The sequence below is a fragment of the Yersinia massiliensis CCUG 53443 genome, from assembly GCF_000312485.1.
GTDB lineage: Bacteria > Pseudomonadota > Gammaproteobacteria > Enterobacterales > Enterobacteriaceae > Yersinia > Yersinia massiliensis.
The window spans coordinates 486,709-504,648 of the sequence record NZ_HE997643.1; the positions used below are offsets into that span (position 1 = coordinate 486,709).

Sequence of the window (17,940 nt, forward strand, 5' to 3'; positions counted from 1 at the left end):
GGATGCCCAGTAAAAGGAAATTAATTATGACGTTAAAAATGGGTCGCGTGAAATGGTTCAACCAGTCCGAAGGCTACGGTTTCATTTCACCACACGACGGTAGTTTGGATGTGTATGTCAGCAAGACAGCCATTGCCAACACCAAAAATAAATCACTGACTGAAGGGCAGAATGTTGAATTCTCTACTTATCGTAGTATTCACGGGCCGTCAGCAGCAGATGTGATCGCTTTCTAAGTCAATGGCTACCCTAGGGTAGCCATTTCTATTTACGTACTTGACGCCGTAGCGTTATAAGCTGCTCTTGGCTAACGAATGACTGAAAGTCAGTTCATCGCGTTAGCTACGATTATTGCGCAGTTAAGATGTTAATGACGTTAAGTATGTTGGCCTCTATTCAACCCATCTTCTGATTGCCGGGCCGTTTTGCAGGTGCTTCTATTTGTTTTTATGCGGCTTAATTGCTGAAGTTAGCAAACAGCGCAATAATTTTATGGAATACTTTCATTTCTTACTCGACATACATAATTGTGTGATATTGGTCACAAAATACTACTCCTCGCTATTCAACATATCAATAACAAAACCATCGCTTTTTGCCTCTAATTAATGGGTGTTTTTACTTGAAAGGATAGTATTTAACATAACTGATTGTTATTTATCATTGATATGAGTGACGGTGCCAGCGCAGTTAACCTGAATCAGTGGATATGATATCCTCGACCACTTTCCTGCTGGCTAAACTCCAATTTGGAGGATGTATGGACCACCGTTTACTCGAAATCGTTGCCTGTCCTGTCTGCAACGGCAAGTTATATTTCAATAAAGAGAATCTTGAACTGGTATGTAAAGCCGACAATTTGGCTTACCCAGTGCGTGATGGCATTCCAGTATTGCTGGAAAACGAGGCTCGTCCACTGTCTATTGATGAGAAACATGCATGAGTTTCATTGCTATCATTCCCGCCCGTTTTGCTTCAACCCGTTTACCGGGTAAACCGTTAGCGGATATTGCGGGCAAGCCGATGGTTGTTCATGTCATGGAGCGCGCGCTGGCTTCTGGTGCCTCGCGTGTGATTGTGGCAACGGATCACCCTGAAGTCGTTCAAGCTGTTGAGGCAGCAGGAGGCGAAGTTTGCCTGACCCGTGCTGATCACCAATCGGGTACAGAGCGTTTAGCCGAAGTCATTGAGCGCTACAAATTTGCTGATGATGACATTATCGTCAATGTACAGGGTGATGAACCCCTTATTCCACCAGTCATTATTCGCCAAGTTGCTGATAATCTAGCGGCGTGCAGCGCAGGTATGGCAACACTGGCCGTGCCAATTGAAAGCAGTGAAGAGGCTTTTAACCCGAATGCCGTGAAAGTGGTGATGGATGCTCAGGGCTATGCACTGTATTTCTCCCGAGCGGCGATTCCATGGGAAAGAGAGCGCTTCGCTCAATCAAAAGAGACCATTGGTGATTGCTTCTTACGTCATATCGGGATTTATGCCTATCGTGCAGGGTTTATCCGCCGTTACGTCAATTGGGCACCAAGTAAACTCGAGCAAATTGAGTTGTTAGAGCAACTTCGCGTGCTCTGGTATGGTGAGAAAATCCATGTGGCGGTGGCCAAAGCCGTACCGACGGTGGGGGTTGATACCCAAGAGGATTTAGACCGAGTGCGCGCCATTATGTCAGCTCAGTCATGATAACCAAATAATTAAGCCAGACTCGCTAGGGTCTGGTTTTTTTATTGAGCTTATTCTGTATTCCGCTGTTTAACTTTATATTGTGGATATTATTTGATCTGCATTCTGGAAATCTCCCGCCTGCCATCCCATGATGAAGAATAACTTTCATCAGATTATTGGATAGAACCCTATGGAGCAGCTTAAAGCTGAATTAAGTGTCGTGCTTGGGGAATCGGTATCCCGCCTTGAACGTATCAGCGAGCAGCCGTATGCCCACCTGTATGCCATGTATAACCAGCAGGGGCAGGCTATTCCATTATTGGCTAAGAGTTATGTTTGTCAGGGGATCGCCCAACAAGAGGCCTATAAATTGTCAATGTTGGCACGAGAGGGCGATATTCGCTTACCCACCGTGTACGGCTTGGTGATGACTCATGAGTCCCCTTACAAAGAAATTCTGCTGATGGAACGCTTGCGAGGTGTGTCAGTAGAAGCGCCCACACGGACGGGAGATCGATGGAATGCCCTGATGGATCAAATCGTAGAGGGCGTATTGGCATGGCATCGAATTGACAGTCATGGCTGTGTCGGTAATGTTGACAGCACGCAAGAAAATGATTGGTTCAGTTGGTACCAGCAACGGGTTGAAGTGTTGTGGGCCAGCTTATCGAATATCAATTCACCGCTCATGACGTTAGAAGATCGAGCGATACTTTACCGCTCCAAAGCCTCACTAAAAACACTTTTCGCCGGTTTTGATGACAGTTCGGTGCTGGTTCACGGCAATTTAACCTTACGTAGCATGTTAAAAGATCCGCGCAGTGATCAGTTATTAGCCATGCTGAATCCTGGCCCTATGTTATGGGCACCGCGTGAATATGACTTATTCCGTCTTAGCGAAGAGGGCATGCCGAGTCAGCTTTTTTATCGCTATCTCATTAAAGCGCCAGTGTCTGAATCTTTCGTCGCCCGCCGCTGGTTGTATACGATTTGGGAATTAGTCTCTCGCTTTATTCATACGGGCAATCTCGATCGCGCTATATTTGATAACGCCGCAAGGCAGCTTCTGCCTTGGCTAAATTAGTAGTCTGAATCAGTGGGTTTTATCGCTGCTATTTTTATCATCACGATAATACCCCGTTAATTTTTGCCACATTAATCCTAACGTCTCATACCACGCACGTTCGGTATGACCTAAATAGGTTGCCGCCGGTAAGCTACGCTCCCAACTGTGTAAGGGCGTGGTGACTGCTAACTGGTTGGCGGGAGCTGGTATCGGATGCAGCCCGATGTCAGTAAAGAATTTTATCGCTCGCGGTAAATGATTTGCTGATGTCACCAATAAAAATGGTTTATCTCCCACCAAGGCAGCGACTGCGGCTGCTTCTTCCACAGTATCTTTGGGTTGGTCTAAGGCCACAATATTTGTCGGCGGAACACCTAAACTCTCGGCAACTTGGGCGGCAGTTTTCGCACTGCTTTGACTACCGGGGTTATTGCCACCTGTAAAAACCATTTTTGCATTAGGATGGGCACGATATAGCCTAATTCCCTCGGTCACCCTAGGTAAACTATTCGCAAATAAATTTGAACTTGGTGCCCAATTCGGATTAAACGTGTAGCCGCCGCCAAGAACAACAATGTATTCTACTGGGTCGCTTCCCTGATAGGTGGTGTACTGTTTTTCTAATGGCAATAGCAGGCGATCGGCGACAGGTTGTAAACTAATCAGCAATAATACCAGCCAACTGAACGTGAAAAGTGTTTTGCCACTTTTCTGCCAGCGTGTAAACCACAATAAGATTAATGCCAGTCCCATAATGATAAGTAGAAAAGGTAGGGGCATTAATAAGCCGCCGACAAATTTTTTTAAGGTAAAAAGCATAAAAACAGGGACCTTTTGACTGAAAAAACGGCATTTGGCGTGGATTACTGGCCAAGAAGATTTATTCTAAGTCAGGCTGTGCCAAAATAGCAGGTTAGCAGGCATTCTTTTTGCTGTAGCCATTGATTTGCGAGTCTCAATAAGGCCGGTTAATCAATAGCTATAGATTTAACCAAAGTCACTGGCGGAGCCGTTGTTCATGCAGGATCGTAATTTCGATGATATTGCCGAGAAATTTTCCCGCAATATCTATGGTACGACGAAGGGAATGATTCGCCAGGCGGTAGTTTGGCAAGATATTACCGAGCTGTTAGCGCAACTGCCGCAACGACCTTTGCGGATTTTAGATGCGGGGGGTGGCGAAGGGCATATGGCTTGCCAACTAGCGGCACTCGGTCATCAGGTATTATTATGTGACCTGTCCGCCGAGATGATCCAGCGAGCAAAAGTGGCAGCTCAAGAAAAAGGTGTGAGCCACAACATGCAATTTGTACAAAGTGCGGCTCAGGACATCACCCAACATTTAGAACAGCCGGTTGATCTGATATTGTTCCATGCGGTTTTAGAATGGATTGCAGAGCCACAAGAAGTTCTGCAAATACTTTTTAATGCGTTGAATCCAGATGGCGCGCTCTCATTGATGTTTTTCAATGCCAACGGATTGGTGATGCGCAATGCGGTATTAGGTAACTTTCAGTTAGCGATACCAGGCGTTAAAAGGCGTCGGCAGCGCTCGTTATCACCGCAATACCCACTGGATCCGCCAACGGTATATGGTTGGCTTGAGCAAATGGGGTTATCCATTAGCGGTAAAACAGGAGTACGGGTGTTTCACGATTACATGAAAAATAAACAGCAACAAGTCGATGAGTTTGCTGAATTATTGGCGTTGGAACAGCGCTATTGCCGTCAGGAGCCCTTTATCAGTTTGGGGCGCTACGTGCATGTCATGGCGTTTAAGCCGAATCTGAAGGACCCATTATGAGTGAATTTTCCCAGACAGTCCCCGAACTGGTCGCCTGGGCGCGGAAAAATGATTTCTCGATTACGCTGCCAACCGAGCGTTTAGCCTTTCTGATGGCGATCGCGACATTAAACGGTGAGCGACTCGACGGTGAAATGAGCGAAGGTGAGTTGATTGACGCATTTCGTCACGTCAGTAAAGGCTTTGAACAGACCTCCGAAACTGTCACGGTACGGGCAAATAACGCCATCAATGACATGGTGCGCCAGCGCTTATTGAACCGATTTACCAGTGAAATGGCAGATGGTAATGCGATTTACCGCCTGACTCCTTTGGGTATCGGCATTACCGATTACTATATTCGCCAGCGTGAATTCTCAACGCTGCGCTTATCAATGCAACTGTCGATTGTGGCGCAAGAGCTACAGCGTGCAGCAGAAGCGGCAGAAGAGGGTGGCGATGAATTCCATTGGCACCGTAATGTTTTTGCACCCCTAAAATACTCTGTGGCTGAAATTTTCGACAGTATCGATATGACGCAGCGCTTAATGGATGAACAGCAACACAGCGTAAAAGAAGATATCGCTGCGCTGTTAAATCAAGATTGGCGCGCGGCCATCGCCAGTTGTGAAGTCCTGCTGTCCGAAACCTCTGGGACACTGCGTGAGTTACAAGATACGTTAGAAGCGGCGGGAGATAAGCTTCAGGCGAATTTATTGCGTATCCAAGAAGCCACTATTGGCAATGTTGGTTTGGATTTGGTTGATAAATTAGTCTTTGATTTACAAAGCAAACTTGACCGTATTATCAGTTGGGGCCAACAGGCGATTGACCTGTGGATCGGCTATGACCGCCACGTGCATAAGTTTATCCGTACGGCGATAGATATGGATAAAAACCGTGTCTTTGCTCAACGCTTGCGCCAATCAGTGCAGAACTATTTTGATAGTCCTTGGGCTTTAACCTACGCCAACGCGGATCGTCTGTTGGATATGCGTGATGAAGAACTGTCATTGCGTAGCGAAGAAGTCACAGGGGAGCTGCCACCGGATCTGGAATTCGAAGAGTTCAATCAGATCCGAGAGCAGTTAGCCGCCATGATTGAACAGGCATTGCTGGTGTATCAGCAACAAAAAATGCCACTCAACTTGGGGGAAGTGATGCGCGAATACCTCGTGCAATATCCGCGTGCTCGTCATTTCGACGTGGCTCGTATCCTGGTCGACCAGGCAGTTCGCCTTGGTGTGGCCGAAGCCGATTTCTCAGGGTTACCTGCCGAATGGCTGGCAATCAATGATTACGGAGCCAAGGTGCAGGCACATGTCATCAACAAATATTGAAGTAGTAATGCCGGTTAAACTGGCTCAGGCATTGGCCAACTCACTGTTTCCGGCGCTGGATAGCCAGTTGCGTGCGGGTCGTCATATTGGTATTGACGAGCTGGATAATCATGCTTACCTGATGGATTTTCAGGAGCAATTGGAAGAATTTTATACCCGCTATAACGTGGAATTAATTCGCGCGCCGGAAGGTTTCTTCTATTTACGCCCACGCTCTACCACGCTTATCCCACGCTCTGTGCTTTCTGAGCTGGATATGATGGTGGGCAAGATCCTGTGTTATCTGTATCTCAGTCCAGAGCGTTTGGCCCATGAAGGGATCTTTGCTCAGCACGAGCTGTACGAAGAATTACTGAGTTTGGCTGATGAGAGCAAATTGCTGAAGTTTGTTAACCAGCGCTCGACCGGTTCAGATTTGGATAAACAAAAGCTGCAAGAAAAAGTACGAACGTCACTTAATCGGCTACGTCGGTTGGGCATGATCTACTTTATGGGCAATGACAGCAGCAAGTTTCGCATCACAGAAGCGGTCTTCCGTTTTGGTGCCGATGTGCGCAGCGGTGATGATCCACGTGAAGCACAGTTACGCATGATCCGTGATGGCGAGGCGATGGCGGTGGAAAATAGTCTGTCACTCCATGATGAAGTCGATGAAACAGATATCACCATGGGCAATACAATGGACAGTGCAGAGGATGAACAGGAATGATTGAACGCGGTAAATTTCGCTCACTGACCTTGGTTAACTGGAATGGTTTCTTTGCTCGGACATTCGATCTTGATGAGCTTGTCACCACGTTATCGGGCGGTAATGGGGCGGGTAAATCGACCGCCATGGCCGCTTTTGTCACAGCATTGATTCCTGACCTGACGCTGCTGCACTTTCGTAACACCACCGAAGCGGGGGCGACCAGCGGCTCCCGTGATAAAGGCTTACACGGTAAATTGCGTGCTGGTGTCTGTTATTCAACGTTAGACGTTGTCAACTCACGCCATCAGCGGATTGTGGTCGGTGTCCGTTTGCAGCAAGTGGCAGGACGCGACCGTAAAGTCGACATCAAACCTTTCACCATTCAAGGGTTGCCAACGGCTATCCAACCCACACAGATCCTCACCGAAGTTGTGGGCGAACGTCAGGCACGTGTACTGTCGCTGCAAGAGCTAAAAGAACGTGTCGAAGAGATGGAAGGGGTGCAGTTTAAGCAGTTTAACTCCATTACTGATTACCATTCCCTCATGTTTGATTTGGGTGTGATTCCGAAGCGTTTGCGCTCTTCGGCAGATCGCAGCAAGTTCTATCGTTTGATTGAAGCCTCGTTGTACGGCGGGATCTCCAGCGCCATTACCCGTTCACTGCGCGATTACTTATTGCCAGAAAATAGCGGCGTGCGTAAAGCCTTCCAAGATATGGAAGCGGCGTTACGTGAGAACCGCATGACGCTCGAAGCGATTCGCGTCACGCAGTCAGATCGTGACCTGTTTAAGCACCTGATTTCAGAAGCCACGTCTTATGTTGCTGCCGACTACATGCGCCATGCCAATGAGCGGCGTATTCATCTCGATGGTGCGCTGGTCTTGCGTCGTGATTTGCTGACCAGCCGCAAACAATTGGTGACGGAACAGTACCGACATGTAGAGATGTCCCGCGAATTGGCGGAGCAAAGTGGCGCAGAGTCGGATCTTGAAACGGATTACCAAGCTGCCAGTGACCACTTAAGTCTGGTGCAGACAGCGATGCGTCAGCAGGAAAAAATTGAGCGTTATCAGAGTGATCTGGAAGAGCTAACCTATCGGCTGGAAGAACAAAGTGAAGTTGTTGGGGAAGCTGGCGAGCAGCAGGCAGATAACGAAGCCCGCGCTGAAGCTGCTGAGTTGGAAGTGGATGAGCTGAAAAGCCAGTTGGCCGATTACCAGCAAGCGCTGGACGTTCAACAGACCCGAGCCATTCAGTATCAGCAAGCACTCCAAGCACTGGAGCGTGCACGTGCGCTGTGCCAATTACCTGAGTTAACCGCGGATAACGCTGAAGACTGGCTGGAGACTTTCCAAGCCAAAGAGCAAGAAGCGACCGAATCATTATTACAGCTTGAGCAAAAACTGAGTGTAGCCGATGCCGCACACAGTCAATTTGAACAGGCCTATCAGTTGGTGGTGAACATCGTTGGCCAAGTTAGCCGCAGTGAGGCTTGGCAAGCGGCCCGTGAATTACTCCGTGATTGGCCATCGCAGCAACATTTGGCAGAACGCGTGCAGCCTTTACGTATGCGTTTATCCGAACTGGAACAACGCTTACGTGCCCAACAAGATGCAGAACGCTTATTGCAGGAATTCTGCAAACGTCAGGGTCAGGCATATCAGCCGGAAGAGTTGGAAGAGTTGCAGCGTGAGCTGGAATCACATGTTGAAGAGCTTTCTCTCAGTGTCAGTGATGCTGGCGAGCGGCGTATGGAAATGCGCCAAGAGCTGGAGCAACTGAAGCTAAAAATTCAGGAATTAACCGCACGAGCCCCTGTCTGGCTGGCCGCGCAAGATGCGCTGAGCCAACTGAGTGAGCAGAGCGGCGAGGAGCTGGAAGATAGCCGCCAAGTCACTGAGCACATGCAACAGTTGCTCGAGCGTGAGCGTGAAACGACGGTTGAGCGCGATGAAGTGGCTGCCACCAAGCGCGCCATTGATGCTCAAATCGAGCGTTTGAGTCAACCAAGTGGTGCTGAAGATGCGCGCATGATTGCGCTGGCTGAGCGTTTCGGTGGTGTGTTGTTGTCTGAGATTTATGACGATGTCACCCTTGACGATGCCCCATACTTCTCAGCGCTTTACGGCCCATCACGCCACGGCATCGTGGTACCTGATTTATCATTGGTGCGAGATCAACTGGTTGGTTTGGAAGATTGCCCTGAAGACCTCTATTTGATCGAAGGGGACCCGCAGTCATTTGATGACAGCGTGTTCGCGGTTGAAGAGCATGACAACGCCGTCGTCGTAAAAATTGCGGATCGTCAGTGGCGTTATTCGCGTTACCCTGAAGTGCCACTATTTGGGCGTGCTGCTCGTGAGAATCGCTTAGAAGCGCTGTATCAAGAGCGTGATAGCTTGGCTGAACGCTATGCCACGTTGTCATTTGATGTGCAAAAAACGCAGCGTTTACATCAAGCGTTCAGCCGCTTTATTGGCTCTCATCTGGCAGTGGCTTTCGATGCTGATCCTGAAGCTGAGATTCGCCTATTGAATACCCGCCGCAGTGAGATTGAACGTGCGCTGAATGCGCATGAAGATCAAAACCAGCAGCAGCACCAGCAGTTTGCGCAGGCGAAAGAAGGTATTTCGGCTCTTAACCGATTGATCCCATTAGTCTCTTTGCTACTGGATGATACTTTGACTGACAGAGTTGAAGAAATCACCGAGGAGTTGGCTGAAGCGCAAGAAGCGGCTCGCCATATTCAGAAGCACGGCGCATCGCTGACTAAACTTGAGCCCTTATTGTCTGTCTTGCAAAGTGATCCTCAGCAACATGAACAGTTGCAGGAAAACTATACCTTGGCTCAAAACAGCCAGCGCCAAGCCAAACAGCAAGCTTTTGCACTGACCGAAGTTGTTCAGCGCCGTGCGCATTTCAGCTATACCGACTCCGCTGGCATGCTGACGGAGAACTCGGATCTCAATGATAAGTTGCGTCAGCGCTTAGAGCAGGCAGAGTCAGAACGTACCCGTGCTCGTGAGCAGTTGCGCCAATATCAGGCTCAGTTTACCCAGTACAACCAAGTGCTAGCCTCGCTTAAAAGTTCTTTTGATGCCAAACGTGAGATGCTGAAGGAGCTGAGTCAGGAGCTAGTGGATATTGGTGTTCAGGCCGATGCTGATGCAGAAGCCCGCGCTCGCACACGACGAGATGAACTCCATGCAGCATTGAGCACAAACCGTTCGCGCCGTAATCAGTTGGAAAAACAGATTACATTCTGTGAAGCCGAGATGGACAGCTTGCAGAAGAAATTACGCAAGCTGGAGCGAGATTATCACCAAATTCGTGAGCAAGTCGTCACGGCGAAAGCAGGCTGGTGTGCAGTGATGCGGATGGTGAAAGATAATGGCGTGGAGCGTCGTTTACATCGCCGGGAACTGGCTTATATGGACGGTGATGAGCTGCGTTCAATGTCGGATAAAGCGTTGGGGGCATTGCGTCTAGCAGTCGCTGACAACGAGCATCTGCGAGACGTGTTGCGCTTGTCTGAGGATCCAAAACGGCCAGAGCGTAAAATCCAATTCTATATTGCGGTATACCAACATCTGCGTGAACGTATTCGCCAAGATATTATTCGTACCGATGATCCGGTCGAAGCCATTGAGCAGATGGAGATAGAGTTGGGTCGTTTGACGGAAGAGTTGACCGCGCGTGAGCAGAAATTAGCCATCAGTTCCAAAAGTGTGTCGAATATCATCCGCAAAACGATTCAACGTGAACAGAATCGTATCCGCATGCTGAACCAAGGTTTACAAGCCGTTTCATTTGGTCAGGTGAAGAGTGTGCGGTTGAATGTGAATGTGCGCGAAGCCCATTCAACCTTGCTCGAAGTGCTATCTGAGCAGCAAGAACAGCATCAGGACTTGTTCAATAGCAACCGCCTGACCTTCTCGGAAGCATTGGCGAAACTGTATCAACGCCTGAACCCACAAATCGATATGGGGCAGCGGTTGCCGCAAACTATCGGGGAAGAGTTACTGGATTATCGTAACTACTTGGAGCTTGAGGTTGAGGTTAACCGAGGCGCGGATGGTTGGTTGCGTGCTGAAAGTGGCGCATTGTCCACTGGTGAAGCGATTGGTACGGGGATGTCTATTCTGGTGATGGTGGTACAAAGCTGGGAAGAAGAATCACGCCGTTTACGTGGTAAAGATATTTCCCCTTGCCGATTACTGTTCTTGGATGAGGCCGCACGTTTGGATGCGAAATCCATCGCGACATTATTTGAGTTGTGTGAGCGGTTGGAAATGCAATTAATTATCGCCGCACCTGAAAATATTAGTCCTGAAAAAGGGACAACCTATAAGTTGGTGCGTAAAGTCTTCCAAAATCATGAACATGTACATGTGGTTGGTTTACGTGGATTTGCGAATGACATGCCGACATTGCCAGTTGAACACATGAGAGGTGGTTAATTGTTGTTCAGTTAAAGCACGAGAATGATTAATTCTAATAAATGGCCGCTGAAAAGCGGCTATTTTTATTTGAGAGACAATTTCGGGTTATATTTTATAAGTACAGAAAATCTGTTAGCGTAATGTAATGATTAAAAATATCACGTTGGCAGCTCAAAAATTATTCGGATGAGTGAGAGCAGCTAACGCCGCTACGATATCAAGGAAGAAGGGCAAAGACAGACTATGACGTATTTGACAAGCACACTGGGGGCATAGAATGTCGATAGGGAAACGAAATCCGCAACACGCATTAGCGTTTTATTGCGCTTTAATGTGCGGCTTGATGCCTGTTTTTACTGCATCGGCAGCGGCACCGGTCACATCAGTAGATTCCTCTGCGGTGCTGTCCACTAGCGGTCAGGTGATACCCGCCACATCCAGCATGTCGGTGGCTCAAAGCCGTGAGCAACTGTCGGCAATATTGCCTAAAACAGTGACGCCTTTTTATTCACCGAATCTAGCCGTGCTATATGCTGCTAATGCGATGCAACCAATGTGGCAGGATAAAGTTGCTGTTCAGCGTTTTCAGCAACAACTCGCCGAAGTGGCGCTTTCCGGTATTCAACCGCAATTTATGCAGTGGGTAAAATGGCTGAGTGATCCTGACATTACCGGCATGGCGCGCGATGTGATTTTATCTGATGCCATGTTGGGATATCTGCATTATATCTCGGGTGTGGGCGCCAACGGCAGTGTGTGGTTGTACAGCAATGTGCCCTACAAGATGGCAGTGCCACCGGCCCCCGTGCTAAACCGTTGGCAGCAAACGGTGCAAGAAGGTTCGACTGCCGCCTATCTGGCGTCATTAGCTCCCCAGCATCCTCAATACAATAAAATGCACCAAGCATTAAAACAGATGCTGGCAGATAAACGCCCTTGGCCACAGTTGGCGAATGGACCAAGCTTGCGCCCTGGTCAGCTCAGTGACGACATTCCAGCATTGCGAGAAATCCTCGATAGAACGGGGATGTTACACCCTGTAGCGACCGCGCCAGTTAAAGCGCCAGAAGTGATCCCCATTGATAACCCAGCCGTTGCCGCGGTTAATGATGACCTCTCGGTTGATGAAGAGAAAAGTCGCGCTCAAGCACACAGTCTGGTGGTAAGCCCTTCAGCAGCCCCTGTTGCTGATATTCCTGTCACAGGTGGTGTGGCTTCATCTTCATCTGCGCCTCTCACGAGTACCGCTGTTATCACTGATAATGTGTATACGCCAGAGCTGGTGGAAGCAGTAAAACGCTTCCAACTGTGGCATGGACTGAGTGATGATGGCGTTATTGGTGTGCGTACCCGTGAATGGTTAAATGTCTCACCCCAAACGCGGGCAACGTTGTTAGCATTGAATATCCAGCGTTTACGCATTTTGCCGGGGCAGGTTGATAACGGCATCATGGTTAACATCCCAAACTATTCGCTGAATTATTATAAGAATGGTGCGGAAGTGCTCTCATCAAGAGTGATTGTAGGGCGTCCGAGCCGTAAGACGCCACTGATGAGTAGTGCACTGAATAATGTTGTCGTCAATCCACCTTGGAACGTGCCTACGTCTCTGGTGCGCCAGGATATCGTGCCGAAAGCACGCTATGATGCCGGTTATTTCCAACGCCACGGTTACACCGTGCTGTCTGGTTGGAGTAATGAGGCGCAAGTCGTTGATCCTTCCATGATTGACTGGAGCATGATTTCGCCTAATAACTTCCCTTATCGTTTGCGTCAGGCTCCAGGCGCGAGTAATTCGTTGGGAAGATTCAAATTCAATATGCCTAGCTCTGATGCAATCTATTTGCATGATACGCCGAACCATGGACTGTTCCAGAAGGATATCCGTGCATTGAGTTCAGGCTGTGTGCGGGTCAATAAAGCCTCTGATTTAGCCAACATGCTGTTGCAAGATGCAGGCTGGAATGATGCGCGAGTGTCATCGACACTCAAGCAAGGGGATACCACTTACGTCAATATCCGCCAACGTGTTCCGGTGCAATTGTATTATCTAACGGCATGGGTTGCGGATGACGGTAAGCCACAATTTAGAACAGATATTTACAATTATGATAAGACGGTGAGATCAGGTGCACAAATCTCACCTCAAGCTGAACTTTTGCTGCAATAAATGCAGTAAAACTCAATAACTAATGGTCTTAATATCGGGTTGTCGTAAGGGAGACAAAATGACGTCTCCCGTTAACCGAACATCAATGCACAGTAGATGCGAGCCGAATGCGGGTTGACTGGTTTTCCGTAGGCGGTTATGGTTCGGGTCGGCACATTTAGTGCTTTCTTTTGACATTCTTGCCGGGTATTAACAGAGATCATGGATAAAATTGATATTTTTCGCCGTAAATGGCTAACGTTAGGCGGGGTAGCGCTGGGTGTGTCGTTGCTACCAGGGCAGGCATTTGCTACCCTCTCAACTCCTCGCCCACGTATCTTGACCTTGAATAATTTGAATACAGGCGAGTCTATAAAAGCAGAGTTTTTTGATGGCCTTAGTTATAACAAAGACGAACTCTCGCGCTTGAATCATTTATTCCGCGATTATCGAGCTAATAAAGTAAAAACTATCGACCCGCGCCTTTTTGATCAGCTCTACCGCCTGCAAGGTCTTCTCGGAACCACTAAACCGGTACAACTCATTTCCGGTTACCGCTCCCTTGATACCAATAATGAACTGCGTGAGCGCAGCAGAGGTGTGGCTAAGCACAGCTTCCACACCCAAGGGAAAGCGATGGATTTTCATATCCAAGGTATCCAGTTAAGCAATATTCGCAAAGCGGCATTAAAAATGCGTGCCGGTGGTGTAGGATACTACCCTCGCAGTAACTTTGTGCATATTGATACTGGGCCGAAAAGGTCTTGGTAATACGAATGATGATGCCAATGAGTTGGATATATTCCCAATAGATTTCAAGGTACAGGGCGGTGGTACAAGCATTAGTGCAAATTGGCCAGCCAGCGAATCTACAGCTTGAATCATGATGGGGATATTGAGTACTGCATTGGGAGTGGAGCGTTATGAAATATCAAATTATCCCCGTGACAGCTTTTAGCCAAAACTGCACCTTAATCTGGTGTGAAGCAACAGGGCAGGCTGCATTGGTTGATCCCGGCGGTGATGCTGAAAAGATCATTGCTGAAGTTGCGCGCCAAGGCGTCACTGTGACTCAGGTCTTACTGACACATGGTCACTTGGACCATGTTGGCGCTGCGGCTGAAATCGCTGCGCATTTTGATATCCCCATATATGGCCCAGAGAAAGAAGATATTTTTTGGTTAGAAGGGCTGCCAGCCCAAAGCCAAATGTTTGGGCTGGCTGAATGTAAAGCTTTCACCCCGACGCGTTGGTTGGAAGAAGGCGACAAAGTGACTGTTGGCGAGGTCGAACTGTCTGTTTTGCATTGCCCTGGCCATACGCCGGGTCACATTGTCTTCATCGATAAGCAAGGCCACTTGGCGCTCGTCGGTGATGTTATCTTTAATGGCGGAGTGGGGCGTAGTGACTTCCCCCGCGGCGACCATCAACAACTGATCAACTCCATACGAACTAAATTATTGCCGCTGGGTGATGACATCACCTTTATACCTGGCCATGGCCCTATGTCCACGCTAGGGCATGAGCGGCAAACTAATCCGTTTATACGCGAAGAACCCGCGATTTGGTGATATACAATAGCTAAATCATGGCATGGCTCATCGTAGAGAAGGCACCTATTGGTGCCTTTTTGCGTTATATTTATTGAGCGGCTCATGTGTTTTGTGAACCAATAGCCAGCTATTTATTTGTACTATTTACATAATGATGATATCCATTGATTGTGCACTATGAGTGATATCGGCGGGGCATTCTTGGCAGATAAAAATCATTAACGAGTCAAAGTAATTGATAGTGATGCGGTCGGTTTTTAACCGCCGTTTTGAGTTCGTAATATTACGAGCGCCTTTCAATGGAACACACTATGCCATTTCGTCGTTTCAGAAATAATAAGTTACTGTCCCGGCTTAGTTTTTCTTGCATGGTATTTATACTTTTTCTTTTGCTAGGTGCCGTTGTGATTTATGGGCAAACCAAAGCGAACATGCATCAAAATGCAGAGGCTAAACTATTACAGGCTAAGGTACGCTTCGATCAGATATTTAATAATTTACAGCATGCAGCAATCCAAGTTGAAACTGGACTAGGGAAACCTTGTTTACAAGTGGTGCAGAATTTACGGGATCAGGTGGTAATGACACCGGATGTTCGTTCTGTGACTTTTGCGAAAGGTTCGACCATTTATTGCTCTTCAATATATGGACCACTGGCCACTTCTTTTGATTTAGACGTATTTGTTAATGGGCAACTAGAATTAATGCCCGGTAATGATGTCACACCCGATCGTGCATTGATGGTATATAGGCAAGCACGCGGTAATGACAGTATTTTAGTTGCCGTAGATGGTTATTACTTACGTAGTATTCTTAATTTACTGAGTAGTGATATTCAGTTAAATCTGAAAGTCGGTAATCAGTGGATGGACTCAAAAGGGATGGTGCATGTTGGAAAACCCCGCCAAGAAGGTGAATTACTTTCTGTGGCATCGGACAAGTTTGCCTATTCGTTAAGTACCATGCTTTCAAACCAGCAATATCTCACTTACGCTTGGCAATATACTCAGGGGAGCCTTATCTTCTTTGTTTTAGTGAGTATCGGGTCAGCCGCACTTGTTTTCTGGTTATCGGGTAAGGCCGCATCACCCACGCAGGTATTAAAACAGGCGTTAGGAAACAATGAGTTTATTCCTTACTTGCAACCGATTGTGACAGGTAAAGAGAAACTTTGGATTGGCTGTGAAGTATTAATGCGATGGCATCATCCTGGGCAAGGCATGATTCAACCGAATCATTTTATTCCCATGGCGGAGGACAGTGAGCTTATTGTGCCAATGACTCGCTCGCTTATGCAGCAAGTCAGTGAAAAATTTGCACCTTATGTAAATCAGTTGCCGGAAGGTTTTCATTTTGGTTTTAATATTAGCGCCAATCATTGTCGTGACCTGAGCTTGGTGGATGACTGCCGTCGTTTTATCAAAGCATTTGGTGGTAATAAGATTAATATCACGTTGGAATTAACTGAGCGAAAATTGATTGTTGCAGATGAAATTACCGATAAATTATTTGCAGAACTTCATGCGCTCGGTGTCTTTATTGCGATTGATGATTTTGGTACCGGACATTCTAGTTTGAGTTATTTACAGCAGTTTAAAGTCGACTTTATAAAAATAGACCAAAGTTTTGTAGGCATGATTGGGTCAGATGCGCTCTCGAGCCACATTGTGGGGAACGTTATTGATCTGGCGACTCGGTTAGGATTGCAGACGATTGCCGAGGGAGTCGAAAACGATACGCAAATGCGCTATTTGCAGGCTCACAAAGTTGATTATTTACAAGGCTATATGTTTGGGCGACCCATGCCAATGGACGAATTTGCAAACTACATGTTCCATTAGGCATATTTGAAAAGACATCTTTGAGCGGGTGTATGTGAAGCGCCATGATGTAAAAAGGGTACTTTCAAAAGTACCCTTTTATGGTCAGTCACAAAGTGTTAATCAAAGTACTGCGACGATAGCTTCACACAGTGGAGCCATGTTGTCAGGCGTCATACCCGCAACGTTGACTCGACCAGAGTTAACCGCGTAAACAGCGAACTCATTACGTAGACGCAAAACTTGGTCTTTGTTCAGCCCACTGAACGAGAACATACCGTTCTGGTTAATGATAAAGCTGAAATCTTGTTTCGCGCCTTTTTCCTGCAACGTATTAACAAACAACTGGCGCATACGATGAATGCGTTGGCGCATATCCGTCAATTCTTGTTCCCAAATGGCACGCAGTGCTGGATTGCTCAAAATCGTCGCAACGACAGAAGCACCATGGGCGGGTGGGTTAGAATAGTTAGCGCGAATAACGGCTTTCACTTGGCTAAACACGATATCTGCTACATCACTGCTTGCAGCAACGACAGTACATGCCCCAACACGCTCATTGTACAGACCAAAGTTTTTCGAATATGAGCTGCAAACGATCAATTCTTGATGTTTCGCGGCAAAGATTCGCAGGCCCTGAGCATCTTCTTCCAGACCGTTGGCAAAGCCTTGATATGCGAAGTCAAACAGAGGCAACCAACCTTTCGCAACAGAGAGCTCAGCTAATTGGCTCCACTGGGCTTCAGTTGGGTCGATACCGGTTGGGTTATGGCAGCAGCCATGGAACAACACAACATCGCCAGCCTGAGCTTCTGACAGGCTATTTAATAGCCCATCAAAGTCTAACGCATGGTTCGCCGAATCATAATAGGCATACTCAACCACTTCTAGCCCTGCGGCAGCGAAGACATTTTTATGGTTTGGCCAGCTAGGATTACTGACCCAGACACGTTTGGCACTGGTTTGATGCGCGATAAAATCGGCAGCGATACGTAACCCACCTGTTCCACCTGGGGTTTGCGCGGTACGTGCACGGTTATCAGCGATAATTGCGCTTTGGGCTCCGAACAATAATTCCTGAGTGCAACTTGCGAAAGCCGGTAGGCCATCAATACTCAGATAGTTTTTAGTAACTTCATTTTCCAGCAAATACTGCTCAGCTTTCTTCACGCTGGTGAGTACCGGCGTTTTACCGGTTTCGTCTTTGTAGACGCCAATCCCTAGGTTGATTTTATTAGGGCGGTCATCCGCGCGGAAAATATCGGTCAGGCCCAGAATTGGGTCCGCAGGTGCAGCAGTGATTTTTTCAAACATGTCAGAGGCTTCCATGGCTTAGCGTTAAGCAAACAGAACTATCAGGGTAACGCCAGTTGCAGCCTTTGCCAACCGTTTGCGATAAAAAGAAATGAATGTTGT

14 protein-coding genes are annotated in these 17,940 nt (G+C 47.6%); 12 read left to right on the forward strand and 2 right to left on the reverse strand.

Going from position 1 to position 17,940, the window contains the following annotated elements; genetic code table 11:
* Nucleotides 1-26: 26 nt before the first annotated feature.
* From BN68_RS02185 to BN68_RS02200, 4 genes are all read left to right on the forward strand, one after another.
* Complete coding sequence (locus BN68_RS02185; RefSeq protein ID WP_019209511.1) at nucleotides 27-236, forward strand: cold-shock protein; 210 nt, start codon at nucleotides 27-29, stop codon at nucleotides 234-236.
* Between the two features lie 524 nt (nucleotides 237-760).
* A complete protein-coding gene (locus BN68_RS02190; protein ID WP_004700032.1) occupies nucleotides 761-943 on the forward strand; it encodes a Trm112 family protein in 183 nt (60 codons plus the stop codon).
* A complete protein-coding gene (gene kdsB / locus BN68_RS02195) occupies nucleotides 940-1,695 on the forward strand; it encodes a 3-deoxy-manno-octulosonate cytidylyltransferase (RefSeq protein WP_019209512.1) in 756 nt (251 codons plus the stop codon). The genes BN68_RS02190 and kdsB overlap by 4 nt, the downstream gene beginning before the upstream one ends.
* Nucleotides 1,696-1,867: 172 nt before the next feature.
* Nucleotides 1,868-2,761, forward strand: coding sequence for a YcbJ family phosphotransferase (locus BN68_RS02200; protein ID WP_019209513.1), 894 nt, complete (start codon nucleotides 1,868-1,870; stop codon nucleotides 2,759-2,761).
* A 9-nt stretch (nucleotides 2,762-2,770) separates the two neighbouring features.
* On the opposite strand, the gene elyC is transcribed toward BN68_RS02200, so the two are convergent.
* Entirely contained in the window at nucleotides 2,771-3,562 is a 792-nt protein-coding gene (gene elyC / locus BN68_RS02205; protein WP_019209514.1) for an envelope biogenesis factor ElyC, read from the reverse strand.
* A 199-nt stretch (nucleotides 3,563-3,761) separates the two neighbouring features.
* Here elyC and cmoM point away from each other — a divergent pair, with 199 nt between their 5' ends.
* From cmoM to BN68_RS02245, 8 genes are all read left to right on the forward strand, one after another.
* Nucleotides 3,762-4,547, forward strand: a complete 786-nt coding sequence (gene cmoM / locus BN68_RS02210) for a tRNA uridine 5-oxyacetic acid(34) methyltransferase CmoM (RefSeq protein WP_019209515.1) — start codon at nucleotides 3,762-3,764, stop codon at nucleotides 4,545-4,547.
* Nucleotides 4,544-5,866 carry a chromosome partition protein MukF gene (gene mukF, locus BN68_RS02215; protein WP_019209516.1) on the forward strand — a complete coding sequence of 441 codons (1,323 nt, stop codon included), beginning with the start codon at nucleotides 4,544-4,546 and terminating at the stop codon, nucleotides 5,864-5,866. The genes cmoM and mukF overlap by 4 nt, the downstream gene beginning before the upstream one ends.
* Nucleotides 5,847-6,575, forward strand: a complete 729-nt coding sequence (mukE, locus tag BN68_RS02220) for a chromosome partition protein MukE (RefSeq protein WP_019209517.1) — start codon at nucleotides 5,847-5,849, stop codon at nucleotides 6,573-6,575. The genes mukF and mukE overlap by 20 nt, the downstream gene beginning before the upstream one ends.
* Nucleotides 6,572-11,020 (forward strand): chromosome partition protein MukB, encoded by a 4,449-nt coding sequence (gene mukB / locus BN68_RS02225; protein WP_019209518.1) that lies wholly within the window; start codon nucleotides 6,572-6,574, stop codon nucleotides 11,018-11,020. Before mukE ends, mukB begins: the two co-directional genes overlap by 4 nt.
* A 259-nt stretch (nucleotides 11,021-11,279) precedes the next feature.
* A complete protein-coding gene (gene ldtD, locus BN68_RS02230) occupies nucleotides 11,280-13,172 on the forward strand; it encodes a L,D-transpeptidase (protein ID WP_019209519.1) in 1,893 nt (630 codons plus the stop codon).
* Nucleotides 13,173-13,373: 201 nt separating this feature from the next.
* Nucleotides 13,374-13,922, forward strand: a complete 549-nt coding sequence (locus tag BN68_RS02235; RefSeq protein WP_019209520.1) for a YcbK family protein — start codon at nucleotides 13,374-13,376, stop codon at nucleotides 13,920-13,922.
* Between the two features lie 152 nt (nucleotides 13,923-14,074).
* Nucleotides 14,075-14,722 carry an MBL fold metallo-hydrolase gene (locus BN68_RS02240; RefSeq protein WP_042806368.1) on the forward strand — a complete coding sequence of 216 codons (648 nt, stop codon included), beginning with the start codon at nucleotides 14,075-14,077 and terminating at the stop codon, nucleotides 14,720-14,722.
* A gap of 293 nt (nucleotides 14,723-15,015) precedes the next feature.
* Nucleotides 15,016-16,545, forward strand: a complete 1,530-nt coding sequence (locus BN68_RS02245; protein ID WP_019209521.1) for an EAL domain-containing protein — start codon at nucleotides 15,016-15,018, stop codon at nucleotides 16,543-16,545.
* Nucleotides 16,546-16,647: 102 nt separating this feature from the next.
* Here BN68_RS02245 and BN68_RS02250 read toward each other — a convergent pair whose 3' ends face one another.
* Nucleotides 16,648-17,838 (reverse strand): amino acid aminotransferase, encoded by a 1,191-nt coding sequence (locus tag BN68_RS02250; RefSeq protein WP_019209522.1) that lies wholly within the window; start codon nucleotides 17,836-17,838, stop codon nucleotides 16,648-16,650.
* Between the last annotated feature and the right edge of the window lie 102 nt (nucleotides 17,839-17,940).

Bases quoted from the DNA above. Each gene is read 5' to 3' on its own strand.
- mukF (WP_019209516.1), top strand. From the start codon at position 4,544: ATGAGTGAATTTTCCCAGACAGTCCCCGAACTGGTCGCCTGGGCGCGG.
- cmoM (WP_019209515.1), top strand. From the start codon at position 3,762: ATGCAGGATCGTAATTTCGATGATATTGCCGAGAAATTTTCCCGCAAT.
- elyC (WP_019209514.1), bottom strand. From the start codon at position 3,562: ATGCTTTTTACCTTAAAAAAATTTGTCGGCGGCTTATTAATGCCCCTA.
- BN68_RS02235 (WP_019209520.1), top strand. From the start codon at position 13,374: ATGGATAAAATTGATATTTTTCGCCGTAAATGGCTAACGTTAGGCGGG.
- BN68_RS02200 (WP_019209513.1), top strand. From the start codon at position 1,868: ATGGAGCAGCTTAAAGCTGAATTAAGTGTCGTGCTTGGGGAATCGGTA.
- BN68_RS02245 (WP_019209521.1), top strand. From the start codon at position 15,016: ATGCCATTTCGTCGTTTCAGAAATAATAAGTTACTGTCCCGGCTTAGT.
- kdsB (WP_019209512.1), top strand. From the start codon at position 940: ATGAGTTTCATTGCTATCATTCCCGCCCGTTTTGCTTCAACCCGTTTA.
- mukE (WP_019209517.1), top strand. From the start codon at position 5,847: ATGTCATCAACAAATATTGAAGTAGTAATGCCGGTTAAACTGGCTCAG.
- BN68_RS02250 (WP_019209522.1), bottom strand. From the start codon at position 17,838: ATGTTTGAAAAAATCACTGCTGCACCTGCGGACCCAATTCTGGGCCTG.
- BN68_RS02240 (WP_042806368.1), top strand. From the start codon at position 14,075: ATGAAATATCAAATTATCCCCGTGACAGCTTTTAGCCAAAACTGCACC.
- BN68_RS02185 (WP_019209511.1), top strand. From the start codon at position 27: ATGACGTTAAAAATGGGTCGCGTGAAATGGTTCAACCAGTCCGAAGGC.
- mukB (WP_019209518.1), top strand. From the start codon at position 6,572: ATGATTGAACGCGGTAAATTTCGCTCACTGACCTTGGTTAACTGGAAT.
- BN68_RS02190 (WP_004700032.1), top strand. From the start codon at position 761: ATGGACCACCGTTTACTCGAAATCGTTGCCTGTCCTGTCTGCAACGGC.
- ldtD (WP_019209519.1), top strand. From the start codon at position 11,280: ATGTCGATAGGGAAACGAAATCCGCAACACGCATTAGCGTTTTATTGC.